Source organism: Altererythrobacter xiamenensis (assembly GCF_900177715.1).
GTDB classification, from domain to species: Bacteria; Pseudomonadota; Alphaproteobacteria; order Sphingomonadales; family Sphingomonadaceae; genus Erythrobacter; species Erythrobacter xiamenensis.
Map to the genome: position 1 here is coordinate 400,714 of NZ_FXWG01000003.1, position 15,926 is coordinate 416,639.

The window sequence follows — 15,926 nt, forward strand, 5'->3', positions numbered from 1 at the left end:
AGTGTCGCCTGCCGCGGATTAGACGCCTGATTCATTCCACTGGCAAGGGGAGGGGGGTGCTTCGCAACATGGTTCATTGGGGGTAGAGCACCCCTTATGCGCCCTGAAGCTCTCAATCCGCTGTTCGTCGAGACAGACGCGCTGGACGGCGTGGGGCCCAAGCTCAAGAAGCCGCTCGACAAGCTCGGGCTGACGCGAGTGCGCGACCTCGCCTATCATCTGCCCGAACGCTTCGTGACGCGGCGCGTGGTCGACAATCTGGATGAGGCTAGCGAGGGCGAACAGATCGTCATTGCACTCACCCCGACCGAATACCGGTCGAGCCGCAACCAGCGCGGGCCCTATCGCGTGCTGGCGCAGGATGCGGCGGGCAATATCTGCGCGCTGACCTATTTCGGGCGCGCATCCTTCACCGCGAAGAAGCTGCTGCCGGTGGGGGAAAAGCGCTGGGTTTCGGGCAAGCTCGAACGCTACGGCGACATGCTGCAGATCGTCCATCCCGACCATGTCGAGGAGGAGGGAGGAGATGCGCTGGGGCGGCTCAACGAGCCGGTCTATGCGCTGTCGGAGGGGCTGACGCAGCCGCGTGTCGCGGCGCTCGTCGCACAGGCGCTAGAGCGCCTCCCCGGATTGCCGGAATGGATCGAACCGAGGCAGTTCGAGAAGGAGGGCTGGCCGAACTGGCGCGATGCGCTGCACCTAGCGCACAAGGGCGAGAATCAAGGCGCGCGCGACCGGCTGGCCTATGACGAACTGCTCGCCAATTCGCTCGCGCTGATGCTGGTGCGCGCCGACAACCGGCGGCGCAAGGGACAGGCGCTGAATGGTGACGGACACCTTCGTGACAGGCTGCAGTTGCCCTATTCGCTGACCGGCGCGCAGGCGCGATCCGTGCGGGAGATCGAAGGCGATCTTGCGCAGGAAGCGCCAATGCTGCGGCTGCTGCAGGGCGACGTCGGGGCGGGTAAGACCGTGGTCGCACTCTACGCCATGCTGATGGCGAATGAGGCGGGCAAACAGGCGGCACTGCTTGCGCCGACAGAAATCCTCGCGCGGCAACACTACGAGACGCTGCGCCAGATGGCCGCGCCCACAGGGATCGAAGTCGCGCTGCTGACGGGGCGCGACAAGGGCAAGACACGCGAAAGCATCCTGATGGGGCTGATGGATGGTTCGATTGATGTCGTCGTCGGCACCCACGCGATCTTCCAGGACAGCGTGAGTTACAAGGATCTCGCGCTGGTCGTGATCGACGAACAGCATCGCTTCGGGGTGCAACAGCGCCTGCAACTGGCGAGCAAGGGACGGGCTGCGCCGCATACGCTGGCGATGACGGCGACACCGATCCCGCGCACGCTGACCCTCGCGCAATATGGCGACATGGATGTCAGTCGTCTCGACGAAATGCCGCCGGGCCGCCAGCCGATAGACACTGTGGTTGTTTCGCAGGACCGGATGGAAGACGTGGTAGCGGGGGTCGCCCGACACATCGGCGCCAATGAAAAGGGTGGGGGACAGCAGGCCTATTGGGTCTGCCCGATGGTGCGAGACAACGAAACCGCCGATATCGCCGCCGCGGAAGAACGCTATGCCATGCTCAAGGAGCGTTTCGGCGATGACGTCGTGCTGGTCCATGGCCAGCTCAAGCCGGAGGCGAAGGACGCAGCGATGGAGCGCTTCGCCAGCGGACAGGCGAAGCTGCTCGTCGCGACCACGGTAATCGAGGTCGGGGTGGATGTGCCCGCCGCGACGCTGATGGTGATCGAACAGGCCGAACGTTTCGGCCTCGCCCAGCTACACCAATTGCGTGGACGCGTGGGGCGGGGCAGCGAGAAGAGCGTGTGCCTCCTGTTGCGCGGTTCAGCGCTGAGCGAGACGGGCCGCAAGCGGCTCGCCCTGATGCGCGAGACGCAGGACGGGTTTCGCATCGCCGAGGAGGATCTCGAGCTGCGCGGCGGGGGCGAACTGCTCGGCACGCGGCAATCGGGCGACACGCCGTTCAATGTCGCCAATCTTGAGCAAATCACCCGGCTCTTGCCTGCAGCGCATGACGATGCACGCCTGTTGATGGATCGAGACGGCGGTTTAGCGTCGGAAAGGGGCGAGGCCGCGCGCTACCTGCTATACCTGTTCGAACGCGACTGGGGCGTACAGCTGTTGCGCGGCGGCTAGGTTTGACCTTGAACCGCAGGAGCCATTGAAGCGCGCAATATCAGTAGCCTAGCGCCGACAATTCACGTTCGACCGGAACACGATAGCTGTCTCCGAAAAGCCGCAGATGGACCAGCCAGGGCCAGAGGCGGTAGAGCGGCTGCCGCTCCCGCCAACCGGTATCGAGTCCAAGCGTATCGAAGAAGCTCTCGGGCGGATGATCGAACAGCGTGAGCATGGCGAGATCGACCTCTCGGTCCCCGTAATAGCTCGCCGGATCGATCAGGAATGCGGTGTCGCGCGTCCAGACGATATTGCCGCCCCACAGATCGCCATGGAGCAGGGCGGCGAGCGGTTTCTCTGGCAGGAGACTGTCGATACCCTCGCACAAATGCTCAAGGCGGCTGGCAAGCCCGGTATCGATGTGAGGGCAATGCGACAGCAGGCGTCGCTCGGCCCAGAACGCGGACCACGTCTCACTTCGGTCATTCTCGATTGAGACCGGACCAAAGGCATAATCCGCATCCCAGCCGTAGGGGTGGTCCGTCGGTTGATGAAGCGTCCTCAAGGTCGAGGCTAGGGCGCTCCACTTATCGGCGCAGCCCGCCGGCGCGACATAGTCCATCGCCAGCCAATCGCCTTCATTCGCCAGAACGCCAGGCACCGGCGCCCCGGTTTCCGCCATCGCGCGAAGCATGTCCGCCTCTACCGATACGAGTGGGCCGGACTTGGCGACAATTTTGCGGCCATCGGCCAGTTCGAGGCGGGTCGCGCCCGATATGTCTCTGCCAGCGAGACGTTCTGATCCGGAGACTTCCGAGCCGAGTGCGCGCCCGATCGCAAAGTTCAGGTCGGCGCCGTTCAATGTCACTCCTGCTCGGCCACCAGCACGGCCACCAGAGCCTGCGCGGCGGCGTTCACATCGGCCCAGGTCACATCGAACTGGTCCTCGCCGTCATAATAGGGATCGGCGATTGCAGCGCCTTCGCGCCCTTTCACCAGGTCCATCAGCAGCAGCACTTGCGCCTTGCTGTCGGCAGGCTCGATCGCACGGATATTGCGCAGGTTCTGGTGATCCATGGCGAAGATGTAGTCGAAGCGTGCAAAATCCTCGGCCACGATCTGGCGGCCGCGGTAATGAGTGATGTCGATCCCTTGCCCGCGGGCTGTTTCGACCGATCGCGGGTCGGGCGGCGCATCGACATGATAGGCGGCGGTGCCTGCACTATCGATGTGAACATCCAGCCCGTGTTCGTCAGCAGCGGCACGAAAGGCGGCTTCGGCGAGAGGCGAGCGGCAGATATTGCCGAGACAGACGAAAAGGACGGCTTTTTGGCTCATGCGACGGGCCTCATGCGGTTTTCTCCAGAGTTTCTTCGACGACGCGCCTGATGTTCACCACGGCGCCGATCCGCGCTCCCATGAGGGCCGTACCGCTCACCTTGCGCTGAACGAACAACGTCTCGGCGGGCGGGAGGTGCCACGCTGCGCGGTCCCTCGCGATCGCCATGCCTTCGTCGCGCAGTAACGGGACGAAGGATCGGTCACCGAAGTCGAACGGCGCGTCGCGGCTCATTTCGCCAATGATGATCGCAATCATGCGGTCAACGCGTTCCGGGTGACGCTCTATCACGACAGGGCTGATGAAGCCTGCCGCCACCGCTTCTTCGCGGACGCGCTCGGCATCGGCGTCGAGGCCTGCCTGCAGCAATCGGCGATAGCTGCCTTGCACGTCCGGAGCGACTGCGCGGGTCGCGCCAAAGTCGAGCAGAATGATTGCCCCGTCGGAGCGGCGGAAACGGTAGTTGGCGAAATTGGGATCGGTCTGCATCACCCCGAACTCGAACAGCTCGCGCGCGACGAGGTGGATCAGGCGCTCGAACGTGGTATCCTTAAGCGCCTGGTCTTCCTCGCCCAGCACTTCGATCGGTACGCCTTCCTCGAAGCTCATGGCGAGGATGCGAGGGCGAGTCAGCTCTTCATGAAGGCGCGGAATGACGAAGCCGTCTTCGCCTTTCAGCCGCTCCGCATAGAGGCGCATCTGATCGCCTTCGCGGATGTAGTCCGCTTCTTCCTTCAATTGCTCCTTGGCGGCACCGAGCAAGGGAGCGATGTCGAGCTCATCCGGCAGCAATCCCGATATCCGGAGCAGCGCAGCGACATTGTCGACATCGGCATCGATACTGTCGGCGACGCCGGGGTACTGGACCTTGATCGCCAGTTCTTCCCCATCGCGGGTCATTGCCTTGTGCACTTGCCCGATGGAAGCGGCGGCGATCGGACGCGGATTGAACCAGCGGAACTGGCGGCGCCAATCCTTGCCCCATTCTGCGGCAAGAACCTTGTCCAATTGGCGGGCAGGCATGAAATGCGCGCGGTCGCGCAAGGCGGCGAGGATGTCGGAGAGTTCCGCGGGCAGGAAATCGCCCGCGTCCATGCTGATCATCTGCCCCAGCTTCATGGCAGCACCGCGCAGATGCGAGAGCCGGTCCGTCAGCCGTTTCGCATTGCCAGGCGTCAGGATGAGTTCTTCGAGACGTGGCCGTTCACCTGCAGCAAGTCTCCTCGCGCCTCCTCCGATGACGGATCCCGCGACACCTGCCGCCAGTCCGCCGAAGCCAGCCAATCGGGAGAGGCGTCCACTCGGAACGCTGCGCTGGCGGCGACGGTCGTCGGCAAAAGGGTCCGCTGGTTCGTCAGATTGCTCGCTCATCGCGCTTCCCTAGCACCTCAAAGACGAACGGCGAACTCTCGAAGGGAGAGCTCGCCGCCGTGTTGTTCGGTTTGCCGCGTCGTTAGGCGATCGCGCGACCACCGCCACGCAGGTAGTTGACGTAGATACCGTGGATCAGGCCAGGTACGAACATCAGCAGCGTGAGGATCAGGTTGATCCAGAAATCGCGGTCGAGGCCGTGCTTCAGCGCAACGCCCAGCGGCGGAACGAGGATAGTGGCGATAAGGGTGATGATTGCCATCATGATCGGGGGTCCTTCGATTGTCTGTTGCACGACGCACAATTGCGCCTGCCTTTGACAAATCAACTGACCGCGCGCGCCTGAAGTTCCGAAAGATTTTCGGGAACCTTTCGGCGGATCAACTGATGCAGAGCCCGCCATCGACCGGCAGGCACTGGCCGGTAATATAATCGCTGTAGCGCGAGGCGAAAAATACCGCGAGGCCTTCCAGTCCCTCATGATCGCCAGGGCGGCGCAGCGGAATTCGCTTCGACATCCACTCGGCAAACTTCGGATCGGCCTGCGCGGTAAGATCGGTCTCGTAATAGCCGAAAAGCAGGGCGTTTGCGGTAATATTGTAACGCGCGAGTTCGAATGCAGCACCACGCGTCAGGCCGTTCACTGCTGCCTTCGACGCAGCATAGTTGGAGCTTCGGTTGACCCCCATGATCGACTGGCCCGATGAGGTTGCGATCAACTTGCCGCCGCCAAATTCGTTCGGCCCGCGCTCGATCATGTGGCGCGTGACATGCTTGTAGGTGAGGGCGGTCCCTTCCGTGTTGACCGTCATGACCCGCTGCCAGGCATCTTCCGTCATGTCGGGAATAGCGAGGCCAGTTCCGCCAATTCCGGCATTGGCGAAACAGCAATCGACCTTACCGAAATGTTCGAGAGTCGCGGCCATCGCAGCCTCGATCTGCCCTTCGTCGGCAACGTCGCAGTTGATCGCTGCAGCTTTTCCTTTTCCCAAGGCATTGAGTTCGTCCACCGCAGCACGGTTTTTTTCCTCGTTACGCCCCCAGATGGCGACGCTGGACCCGGCTTTCGCCAGCCCCCGCGCCATGCCAAGCCCAAGTCCGCCATTGCCGCCTGTCACGACCGATACGTGACCTGTAAGATCAAAGAGTTCCATGCGCTGCAAACTGCCGTAAGCTATGGCGCTCAGCAAGTCGTGTTTTGATCAGGAGGAACTCTTGCGCACAACGGCTATTCACAAGGCATGACCGAACAATCCCTGCCTCCGGAAGCGCGCTGGCTCGGCTATGCGGGTCTGTTACCGCAAGCCCTCGCGCTGCTGCTCTCTCTTTCCAGCAATGAGTGGGGTTTCGTCGCTCTTGCCGGCGGGTTTGCCTACGGCGCGCTGATCTTCAGCTTCCTGGGCGGAGTATGGTGGGGTCAGGCGCTCGCAGCGGAAAGAGTGGGTGCGGGCACATTTGTTGCGGCAGTTCTGCCTAGCCTTATTGCGCTCGCGCTATTCTTGCCCTGGACGCTCGGCTACGCCTGGCCGGGTCCATCGCTGCTTTGGCTCGGCCTGTTTATCGGGATTTCGCCACTGATCGACCGCCGCCTCGACCTGAGCGGCAGCGCATTCATGCGCCTCCGCATCCACCTTTCGGTGGGCCTTGGCGTACTGACGATCTTACTGGGAATAGTCGCGCTTCAGCGCGTCTGAGGTGTCTCAGGTAACTTCGTCACCGGCATTCGCGACGGATTCGAGATCCTGACCCAGCCCGCGAACCGTGTTGCAGGCGGAAAGGGCAAGCGAGAAAACGAGGAGCGAGGCAATCGTAAGGCGGCGCATGGGACGGTCCCTATCTGCAATGTCGAAAAGCTATAGCTAGCATCTGCAACCTTTCTGCTAGATTGCCAAGGGTGCAGAACGCTCGATCTCCAGGTGAAGTAGAAACCCGCCACTTCCGGCTCTCGGCCAAATGTAAATTATTGCAAATTCTTCGGCCAATTGAGGGTCTTGGCATGGTCATTGGGGGTCTTTTTACAATATGGCCATTTCATGACTGATGGTTCGGAAATCTTGGGGCATAGCCGCAAGCGACAATTACGCGTCGCTGTGGCTGATGATGATCGGGAAATTCTCGAGAGCATTTCGCAAAGTCTTCGCAATGCTTTGTATAATGTGGAGAAATTCTCCAACGGTCGCGATCTGATGACCGCGTTGCGGCGCGATACCTACGACGTGGTGCTGGTCGATTGGAACATGCCGGGCGCAACCGGTTTCGAACTCGTCAGCTGGGGTGTCGAAAATCTCGAACACCCGCCAGCTTTCATCTTGCTCACCAGCCGGTCCGACAAGTCGGACATAGTCGAGGCGCTGGAAGGGGGCGCAAGCGACTATATCGTAAAGCCCGAGAGCGAGGACGTCGTGATCGCCCGGATCGAGGCGGCTGCGCGGCGCAATGGCGGCTCACCGCGTCGTGAGCGGATTCTCGATTACGGCGCCTATCAGATCGATACGGTCGAAAATGCCATCAGGCTGAACGGCGATCCGATCAAGCTTACGGGCAAGGAGTACCAGCTCGCCTGCCTGTTCTTCGACAATCTCGATCGCCCGATGTCGCGCGCTTACATCTACACGAGCGTGTGGGGCGGGGCCGCCGATGTGGCGACGCGCACGCTCGACATGCATGTGTCTCGTATCCGGTCGAAACTTGATTTGCGACCGCACAACGGCTTCGCTATCCGGACGGTGTTCGGCTTTGGTTATCGCATGGATCAGTATTCCGACGAAGATAGCTGACCGCCGCACAGATTGCGGGAGGGATTGGCGCGTATGATCGGAATCGCATCGGGCAATAGGATGATCCCGAAACTTGGGGTGCTGTTTGCGGCATTGACGTTACCATCCTGCACGGTGCCTTCCGATATCACGCTATCTTCGACAGCAGAGCCGGTGGCAGCGCAGGGCGCCGTTGCCATGGCACGGGAAGATAGTGAAGACGGGACGAGGGCGACCTTCGCGGCGGCTTTACGCAAATCCTTGCAAGACAACACCGTCGGCATCGTTGATAACGCGCCGCTGATCCTCGAATATTCCATTTCCCAGCGCGATGCGGAAACCGGCATTGCCGATCCGCTTCAACCGGGCGCTACGGACGTCACCTGGCAGTCCGACGAGCGCAAATCGAAGCTGTTCGACGGCTGCGATGTGACGCGGCTGCGTGCTGGCCTGTTGCTGGTTGACCGCGCCAGCGGCACGGTCGCCTATCGCGGTACGGGAGATATGGACACCTGCGCGGCCACCGATGGGCAGGTGCGGCAATTGGCGGAGGCGCTGATTGCCGACGCTCAGAGCAAGGGCGCGCTACCCCGGAACTGATCCTCGCGGGAGGATGACGCGAAACCGCGTTCCACCTTCCTCGCTGCTTCCGACGGTCACCGTGCCCTTGTGGCGATCGACCACCCTTTTGACGAAGGACAGGCCGAGCCCGGAGCTGATCGCTCCCTGGGTCGCTCTCGAGCCAAATCTGTCGAACGGGGAGGCCATGCGCTCTGGCGGAAGGCCGGGGCCACTATCGGATACGCTCAATTGAATCGCGTCGTCGCCCGATGGTTCGAGCGCAACCAGCACCGCGCTGCCCTCGGGCGAGTATTTGATCGCATTGCCTACCAGATTGTCGAGCAGCCGGGCGATGAGCGATGGATCGGCCTGGACGGCGAAATGCTCTTCGGGCGCATATTCGGTCCGGACCGAGATATTCTTGCGCCGCGCCTGTGAATAGGCAGCATCGCAGGCCTCGTCGGCAAGCGCAGCAAGATCGGTTTCCTCGCACTCCAGTTCGGCTTCGTTGAGGCGTGCAAGCTGGACGAAATCGTCCGCCAGCTTGAGCGTCTTTTCCGCCTGCAGCCGGATGCGTTGACCAATGCTGTCGGGTTTGCGCTCGCCATCGACGCGATCCGCGAGCCCGATGATCGCAACCTGCGGCGTGCGCATGTCATGAGAAAGAAACTCGAGCATCTCGCGCCATTCCTGCTCGCGCTCGCGCGCCTCCGTCACGTCGCGCAGCGCCATGATGTCCCAGGAACCCTCGCGGTTCTGCATTTCGAACTGGCGGGAGGCGACGAGGAATGTCCGACCGTCGGCGAGCACCAGTTCGCCTGCAGGATCGTCGAACTGCGCGCCGCTCCGGTCGAGAAATGTAGCGAAGGGAACATCCTCATTATCGGCGAAATCGGGCATGATTTCGAGGAAGCGCCGGTTGGCCATCGCGCTCTTGCCGGTCTCGTCGAACACCACGATCGCATCGGGTGCGGCTTCGATTACGCTGCGCAAGAAAGCAAAGCTTCGGTTGACGTGCCCCACCAGTGACCTGACACGGGATACTTGCCGTGCGATGATGTCGAAACCTTCACCGGTCTCACGGATATCGGCCCGCTGTTCGAGCCTTGCAGCCTCGCGTTCGAGATAGGAGCTGACCGCAGTGAGGCGTCGCCAGCTCCAGAAGGGATAGGCGAAGCCCACGAGGATGACGGCGGTAGCGGGAGCTACCCAGAACCCGGCAAGAGGGACAAGCAGCGCGCTTAACGCAAGGCTGCCCAGAGCAATTGCGATGGTCGCGTAGAGCGCCGTGCGGGCAGGAAGTTTCCAGAAGACGAGGAACTGCAGGATCAGGGCAAGCGCTGCGAGTGCGGCGGACCAGGCCCATTGCGCCTCTCGCAAATAGGTCCCGTTTCGCAGCGCGTCGAGCAGGTTTGCTTGCGCCTCCACCCCTGGCATGAGGACGGCGGAACCGGCGGCTACCGGATAGCGATCGCCCATGCCCTGCGCCGTTGCGCCCACCAGAACGTCGCGCCCTTCGAATAAGCTGCGTGGCACTTCACCAGCGATGACTGCAGCGGCAGAAACGGTCGGATAGGTGCCCGCAGAATGCGCAGAGATGACGGGAGCGTCTGGCCAGTCCCTGTCGGTCTGCCCGCCGAGCCCTGCGGCAACGAAGTGCGGATAGGTGTCGCCTGTGGCGGTGCTGCGTTCAAGGTCGAAGCGCCGCAACACTCCGTCCGTATCGGGCGTCGCGGCAACATGACCGACCGCTTGCGCCTGTTCGACCAGCGCGGGGAGGGGCAGGGCGGCGACCGCGCCCGTGATCCTGTTGGGCGCAGGCGCAAAGCTCATCGGGAGGACGACATTGCCTGCATTGCCGACAGCGTCTGCGAGGTCGCCGTCGGCCTCCGGGCTCGTCGGCTCCATGAACAGGATATCATAGTAGATCTGGCGTGCACCGGCATCGGAGAGCGCTTGGATCAAAGCAGCGTGGCTTTCTCGCGACCAGGGCCAGGCGCCGATTTGGGAAAGGCTATCATCGTCGATGGCGACGATTGCGATGTCGGTGTCTGGAGCGCTGCGACCCAAGGCGGCAGACCTATCGAGCATGAGCGCATCGAGCCGCTGGGTGAACCGGGTCGAGGTCATCGCAAAGGCGAGCAGCATGCCGACTGCAAGCAGCAGGATCCATTCCAGGAAAAGGCGTTTCTTCATCGTTCGCCGATCAGGATAATCTTGCGCGGAAGCATTGCCGCGAGGCTCGCACCTATTCGCTCACGTTGAGACGCTGCTCGGGGCCCCAGACCTTGAGCCAGTCGCCTTCATCGGCCTGCATCGCCGCGACACGCCAGATATATGTTCCGGGTTCGAGGCCCGAGAGAAGCAGGCTGCCACCGGCGGGGGCGAGTTCGTCGACCAGCATCCTGTCCTGGTCGCCTTCGCGCCAGAGCTGGAATGCATAAAGCACGCTGCCTTCTCCCTCGGGCAACCACGCGAACTTGAAGGCGTCGTCAAGCTCGGATTCCTCGACCGAGGCCGATACGCCGAGCCGCTTGCGGCGGAAGCTGTAAACTTCGGCAAAACCTTCGAGGCCCGACTCAGCGATTGCGCGCGAACGGACGAAATAGCGACCGTTCTCGAGGTCGGCGAAATCGGCTTGCTGATCACTGCCGATTTCTTCGGCGACGATTTCGAGAAAGCCCGCATCGCGCGCGATCTGCGTACGGCTGGCAACGGCACCCTGCGGCGGGGCTAGCACGAACTCGACAATTTCGCCGGTCTGTACGCGGCCCGCGTCTTCGACGTCGACCGCGGAGAGCAGTTCTTCGGGCGTGCCCGGGCCGCTCTGTGTAGCGGCAAGGCCGAAGCCTTCGGTAGCGAGAGTTTCGCCCGCCTCGTTTGCGACCGAGACCTTGCCTTCGACCACTTCGGTGAGGCTGCGTTCTGACTGTCCGTCATGCGCGACACGGAAGGTGGTGCCGCGCACGGCGGTGACTGCAATCGGCGTGCCGGTGTCGAAGCGCTCGCCTTCCTTCAGGCTCGGCACGGTCACTTCACCGCGCCCGTCGAGGATGGTGAAGGAAATGTCGCGCAGATCGCGCAGCTTGTAGATCCGTGCGCGGTCAAGTCGTGCGCGCGAGTTGGACGGCAGCGAAATGCTCGATCCGGCATCTGATACGAAGCTGATGAAACCGCGTGCACCGGTCGTGACGAGCGCACCTTCCGCGATTTCCGCACCCGGCTGCGGCACGGCGCCGTCGATTTCGACCGGGCCGGAAAAGCTGCGCACTCTCAGGCGAGCCGGCTTGTAGGCGAGAAGGTCGCGCGGCAGGCGCAGTTCCTTGCCAATCGGGATGCGGCGCGGGTTGCGAATGCGGTTGTAGCGCGCGATGGCTGCGGCGGCGTTTGCACCGAGCAGGTATTCGCGCCTCAAGTCATAAAGCGTGTCGCCGGGCTCCACACGATAGGTGATGTCGTCAGATTGGTTACTCGACTGGGCTTGCGCCGGACCGGTCTGCGCCAGTGAGAGCGCGCCCAAAGCAAGAATGATAGCGGCCGGGATACGAGGCCGCAGCATCAGTGGCTTGTCGATTGATTGCATCCTCTTGCAAATGCCCCTTGTCGCTCATCAGCCCCCACGGAATACCGCTATTCGTCGAATAACGCCATCCCGCCACGGATGAGCGAACAAGGGGCACCATCGTGGCTCATGCTGCCGCTGTTCTCTTTGGCTCTGGCGACCCGAAAGAGCTCGAACAGGCAGTCACGGGCGATGAAACGATCGCCCCTGGCAGATCGTTTATCGTGTTATCGTCCTTGCAACCCGAACGACTTCTTGGGGTTCACTGGAAACCCGACTGTCGCCAGCGACCAGTTCGATCGCTGCGACGAAGCAGCCAATCACGAAAAGCCCGGCAAGGCCGATCCCGAGGCGCAGTTCGGTCTGCGAACGACTCTTCGCGGTCGTTGTGATCCTCAAGTCAGCCTCCCTTGTCGCCGGGCATCTCCGCGTGACGTTGCGCGCCGGATATCACAGCCAACGGATTCACGGGGTAAACACATGTAAAATGTAAAATCGGGCTATCTATGAGATGTGAAGCGCGTAGCTCAAAGGCCAGCGCCTGGCACAAAGGCCGCGATGGGAAGTGCGACATAGCATCGTGAGAAAATTGGTCGGGGAGAGAGGATTCGAACCTCCGGCCCCTGCCTCCCGAAGACAGTGCTCTACCAGGCTGAGCTACTCCCCGACCGTGTCGGCCCCGCGCTGCATAGCTGCCACGCGGGTCGAGGCAAGGCGCGCCCTATAGGTGTGGATGAACGGGGTGGCAAGCGCACTTTTTCCCGCTAACCCTTCTGGCGATGAAAACGCATCCCGAAGAACAATATCTCGCCCTAATGCGCCAGATCTGGACGCAGGGAAGCGAGCGGATCGACCGCACCGGCATCGGCACACGATCCGTCGCAGGTGCCATGCTTCGATTCGATCTGGCCGATGGCGCCATGCCGCTGCTCACGACCAAGCGAGTCTACTGGAAGACCGCCACGCGCGAGATGCTCTGGTTCCTTACCGGAGAGACCAATATCCGCCCCCTGGTGCTGCAGGGCGTGAAGATATGGAACGAGTGGCCGCACGCGCGCTACGTCAAGGAGACGGGCGAGGATATCGCGCTCGAGGACTTCGTTCAGCGCATCGCGGATGACGCGGATTTCGCGGCGAAATGGGGCGATCTCGGCCCGGTATATGGCAAGCAATGGGTCGATTGGCCGACCTATCGCTACCGCCCCGATGGCCTTTACGAGAAAGGCGAGGGGATCAACCAGGTGGCTACTGTGGTCGAGAGCCTGAGGACCAGCCCCGGCAGCCGCCGCCACATCATCGAAGGCTGGAACGTCGCTGAGCTCGACCGCATGGCCCTGCCGCCGTGCCACAAGACCTACCAGTTCCATGTTGCCGGCGAGGGCCCGGAAGCGCGGCTCAGCTGCATGCTCTACCAGCGCAGCTGCGACGTCGCGCTGGGCCTGCCGTTCAACCTCTGGTCGGCGGCGCTCCTGACTCGCATGATCGCGCAGCAGGTCGACATGCAGCCGGGCGAGCTCGTGTGGATGGGAGGGGACGTCCACCTCTATCTCAACCACGAGCATCTGATCGAGGAACAGCTGACACGGGAACCGCAGGGCCACCCATCGCTTGAGATAGTGCGCAAGCCGGAAACAATATTCGACTACCGGATAGAGGATTTCGTGGTGCATGATTACGCCCCGATGCCGCCGATCAAGGCACCTGTTGCGGTTTGATGCCCGGCGCCGCGCCGCGCTTGACCGCCCTCGGGCGTTGAAATAAAATATCGCCAACGCGTAAGATTGCGTCTGGGAGAACATCTATGGCCGACAGGCCGGACAATGCCGCTGGCGGAGGGCAGAACAAGCCCACGCTCAAGCTGCACGTACCCGAACCCAAGTACCGGCCCGGCGACGAGGCCGACTTCAGCCACATCGTAATTCCGCCGGCAGGTGAGCAGCCGCGCCCGGACGAAGCCTGCGATCCCAAGGATATGCAGGGGATGGCTTTCGATCTCGTGCGGGTCCTGGGAGACGACGACAAGGCGCATGGCCCCTGGGATCCGAAACTCGATCCTGAAACGCTGCGCACCATGCTCGGCCACATGGCCTTGGTCCGTGCATTCGACGAGCGCATGTTCCGCGGTCAGCGGCAGGGCAAGACCAGCTTCTACATGAAGTGTACGGGCGAGGAAGCGACCAGCGTCGCTGCCAGCATGGCACTCGCATCGGACGACATGGTTTTCCCGAGCTATCGCAGCAGGGCATTTTGATCGCGCGCGGCTACCCCCTCATCGAGATGATCAACCAGATCTATTCGAACAAGGGCGACAAGCTGAAGGGCCGCCAGCTGCCGATCATGTATTCGAGCCGCGAACACAGTTTCTTCTCGATCTCCGGCAACCTCGCAACGCAGACCCCGCAGGCGGTCGGCTGGGCGATGGCGAGTGCGGTGAAAGGCGACAGCCGGATCGCGGCAACCTGGGTGGGCGAGGGTTCGACCGCGGAGGGCGACTTCCACTCCGCCTGCACATTCGCGACGGTCTACAACGCGCCGGTCATCCTCAACGTGATCAACAACCAGTGGGCGATTTCGAGCTTCTCCGGTTTTGCAGGCGCAGAGCGCACCACCTTCGCCGCCCGCGCACTGGGCTATGGCCTTGCCGGTCTGCGCGTCGACGGCAATGATGCGCTGGCCTGCTATGCCGCGCAGCGCTGGGCCGCCAACCGCGCCCGCGCCAACGCCGGGCCGACGCTGATCGAATACTTCACCTACCGCGCAGAGGGACATTCCACCTCGGACGATCCTTCCGGCTACCGCAGCGCGCAGGAGCGCGAGGAATGGCCGCTCGGCGATCCGATCATGCGCCTGAAGAAGCACCTCATCGCCATTGGTGAATGGGACGAGGAGCGGCAGGAAAAGATGGACCTCGAATGTGCCGAACGCGTGAAGGCGGCGACCAAGGAGGCCGAGAAGAACGGCATCCTCGGCCACGGCTTCCACCATCCGTTCCACACCATGTTCGAGGATGTTTACGAAGAGCTGCCCTGGCATCTCGAGGAGCAGGCCGAACAGGCAATCCGCGAGCGCAAGATCAAGTGGCCCGAGGGGAGGCCGAAGCAATGAGCGGCGACGTGAAAGACCAGACCGCAGAAAAAGCGGGCGCGAAAACTGGCGAACAGGCCACCGAACGCCGGATCAACATGATCGAGGCGATCAACGATGCGCTCGACATCATGCTGGAGCGCGACCCCGACGTGATCGTCCTGGGCGAGGACGTCGGCTATTTTGGCGGCGTCTTCCGCTGCACCGCCGGCCTCCAGGAAAAGCACGGCAAGACGCGTGTGTTCGACACGCCGATTTCCGAATGCGGCATCATCGGTGTTGCGGTGGGGATGGGGGCTTACGGACTGCGCCCCGTGCCCGAAATCCAGTTTGCCGATTACATCTATCCCGGGCTCGACCAGTTGATCAGCGAGGCTGCGCGGCTGCGCTATCGCTCGGCAACCGACTACATCGCGCCGCTGACGGTGCGCTCGCCCTTCGGAGGCGGCATCTTCGGCGGCCAGACCCACAGTCAGAGCCCGGAAGCGCTGTTCACGCACGTGTCCGGCCTCAAGACGGTCATCCCTTCGACGCCTTACGACGCAAAGGGCCTGCTGATCTCGGCGATCGAGGACAATGACCCCGTCATCTTCTTCGAGCCCAAGCGCATCTACAACGGCCCGTTCTCCGGATATTACGACAAGCCGGTCGAGCCATGGAAGAAGCATGAAGCTTCGATCGTGCCCGAGGGCTACTACAACATCCCGCTGGGCAAGGCGCGCAAGGTGACCGAAGGCGAACAGCTGACCGTCCTCGCCTATGGCACCATGGTTCATGTTGCCGAATCCGTGTGCAAGACCAAGGGTGTCGAAGCCGACATCCTAGACCTGCGCACGCTGGTGCCGCTCGATATCGAGGCGATCGAAGCCTCGGTCGAGCGTACGGGTCGTTGCCTTATCGTGCATGAAGCGACGCGCACTTCCGGCTTCGGCGCGGAACTGAGCGCGCTCGTGACCGAACGCTGTTTCTACCACCTCGAAGCACCGGTCGAACGCGTCACCGGTTTCGACACGCCCTATCCCCACAGCCTCGAATGGGCCTACTTCCCCGGTCCCGTCCGGATCGGCGAAGCAATCGACAAGATTTTGAAGGACTGACC

General features: G+C 62.3%; 15 protein-coding genes, 1 tRNA gene and 1 pseudogene. 7 read left to right on the forward strand and 10 right to left on the reverse strand.

The window, feature by feature from the left end; translation table 11 throughout:
• The first annotated feature begins 96 nt into the window (after positions 1-96).
• On the forward strand, positions 97-2,172 hold the full coding sequence (gene recG, locus CCE89_RS12530; RefSeq protein ID WP_086438396.1) for an ATP-dependent DNA helicase RecG: 2,076 nt from the start codon (positions 97-99) through the stop codon (positions 2,170-2,172).
• A gap of 40 nt (positions 2,173-2,212) precedes the next feature.
• Here the strand turns inward: recG and CCE89_RS12535 are convergent, their stop codons facing one another.
• From CCE89_RS12535 to CCE89_RS12555, 5 genes are all read right to left on the reverse strand, one after another.
• Positions 2,213-3,016, reverse strand: coding sequence for a fructosamine kinase family protein (locus CCE89_RS12535; RefSeq protein WP_234990073.1), 804 nt, complete (start codon positions 3,014-3,016; stop codon positions 2,213-2,215).
• Positions 3,017-3,018: 2 nt separating this feature from the next.
• The gene (locus tag CCE89_RS12540; protein ID WP_086438397.1) at positions 3,019-3,492 is read right to left on the reverse strand and encodes a low molecular weight protein-tyrosine-phosphatase; all 474 of its coding nucleotides are present in this window, start codon (positions 3,490-3,492) and stop codon (positions 3,019-3,021) included.
• Between the two features lie 10 nt (positions 3,493-3,502).
• Positions 3,503-4,864: an ABC1 kinase family protein gene (locus tag CCE89_RS12545; RefSeq protein ID WP_086438398.1), complete on the reverse strand. Its 1,362-nt coding sequence runs from the start codon at positions 4,862-4,864 to the stop codon at positions 3,503-3,505.
• 82 nt (positions 4,865-4,946) lie between these two features.
• Positions 4,947-5,129, reverse strand: a complete 183-nt coding sequence (locus CCE89_RS12550) for a YqaE/Pmp3 family membrane protein (RefSeq protein WP_268762250.1) — start codon at positions 5,127-5,129, stop codon at positions 4,947-4,949.
• A gap of 115 nt (positions 5,130-5,244) precedes the next feature.
• Entirely contained in the window at positions 5,245-6,018 is a 774-nt protein-coding gene (locus tag CCE89_RS12555; protein WP_086438399.1) for an SDR family NAD(P)-dependent oxidoreductase, read from the reverse strand.
• Between the two features lie 87 nt (positions 6,019-6,105).
• Here CCE89_RS12555 and CCE89_RS12560 point away from each other — a divergent pair, with 87 nt between their 5' ends.
• Positions 6,106-6,558: a DUF3429 domain-containing protein gene (locus CCE89_RS12560; protein ID WP_086438400.1), complete on the forward strand. Its 453-nt coding sequence runs from the start codon at positions 6,106-6,108 to the stop codon at positions 6,556-6,558.
• Positions 6,559-6,564: 6 nt separating this feature from the next.
• Here the strand turns inward: CCE89_RS12560 and CCE89_RS12565 are convergent, their stop codons facing one another.
• A complete protein-coding gene (locus CCE89_RS12565; protein WP_086438401.1) occupies positions 6,565-6,687 on the reverse strand; it encodes an entericidin A/B family lipoprotein in 123 nt (40 codons plus the stop codon).
• 210 nt (positions 6,688-6,897) lie between these two features.
• On the opposite strand from CCE89_RS12565, the gene CCE89_RS12570 reads away from it, so the two are divergent.
• Positions 6,898-7,641 carry a response regulator transcription factor gene (locus CCE89_RS12570; protein WP_086438402.1) on the forward strand — a complete coding sequence of 248 codons (744 nt, stop codon included), beginning with the start codon at positions 6,898-6,900 and terminating at the stop codon, positions 7,639-7,641.
• A 33-nt stretch (positions 7,642-7,674) separates the two neighbouring features.
• The gene (locus CCE89_RS12575; protein ID WP_086438403.1) at positions 7,675-8,220 is read left to right on the forward strand and encodes a hypothetical protein; all 546 of its coding nucleotides are present in this window, start codon (positions 7,675-7,677) and stop codon (positions 8,218-8,220) included.
• On the opposite strand, the gene CCE89_RS12580 is transcribed toward CCE89_RS12575, so the two are convergent.
• From CCE89_RS12580 to CCE89_RS12590, 4 genes are all read right to left on the reverse strand, one after another.
• A complete protein-coding gene (locus tag CCE89_RS12580; RefSeq protein ID WP_086438404.1) occupies positions 8,206-10,377 on the reverse strand; it encodes a CHASE2 domain-containing protein in 2,172 nt (723 codons plus the stop codon). The genes CCE89_RS12575 and CCE89_RS12580 overlap by 15 nt on opposite strands.
• A gap of 52 nt (positions 10,378-10,429) precedes the next feature.
• On the reverse strand, positions 10,430-11,740 hold the full coding sequence (locus CCE89_RS12585; protein WP_159456657.1) for a FecR domain-containing protein: 1,311 nt from the start codon (positions 11,738-11,740) through the stop codon (positions 10,430-10,432).
• Between the two features lie 222 nt (positions 11,741-11,962).
• Entirely contained in the window at positions 11,963-12,142 is a 180-nt protein-coding gene (locus CCE89_RS15195; protein WP_143256045.1) for a hypothetical protein, read from the reverse strand.
• Positions 12,143-12,333: 191 nt separating this feature from the next.
• A tRNA-Pro gene (locus CCE89_RS12590) sits at positions 12,334-12,410 on the reverse strand.
• Positions 12,411-12,522: 112 nt separating this feature from the next.
• Here CCE89_RS12590 and CCE89_RS12595 point away from each other — a divergent pair.
• From CCE89_RS12595 to CCE89_RS12605, 3 genes and pseudogenes are all read left to right on the forward strand, one after another.
• Positions 12,523-13,458, forward strand: coding sequence for a thymidylate synthase (locus CCE89_RS12595; RefSeq protein WP_086438406.1), 936 nt, complete (start codon positions 12,523-12,525; stop codon positions 13,456-13,458).
• A gap of 86 nt (positions 13,459-13,544) precedes the next feature.
• Positions 13,545-14,848 (forward strand): annotated as a pseudogene (locus CCE89_RS12600) (thiamine pyrophosphate-dependent enzyme).
• On the forward strand, positions 14,845-15,924 hold the full coding sequence (locus CCE89_RS12605; protein ID WP_407640402.1) for an alpha-ketoacid dehydrogenase subunit beta: 1,080 nt from the start codon (positions 14,845-14,847) through the stop codon (positions 15,922-15,924). The pseudogene CCE89_RS12600 and the gene CCE89_RS12605 overlap by 4 nt, the downstream one beginning before the upstream one ends.
• Positions 15,925-15,926: the final 2 nt, after the last annotated feature.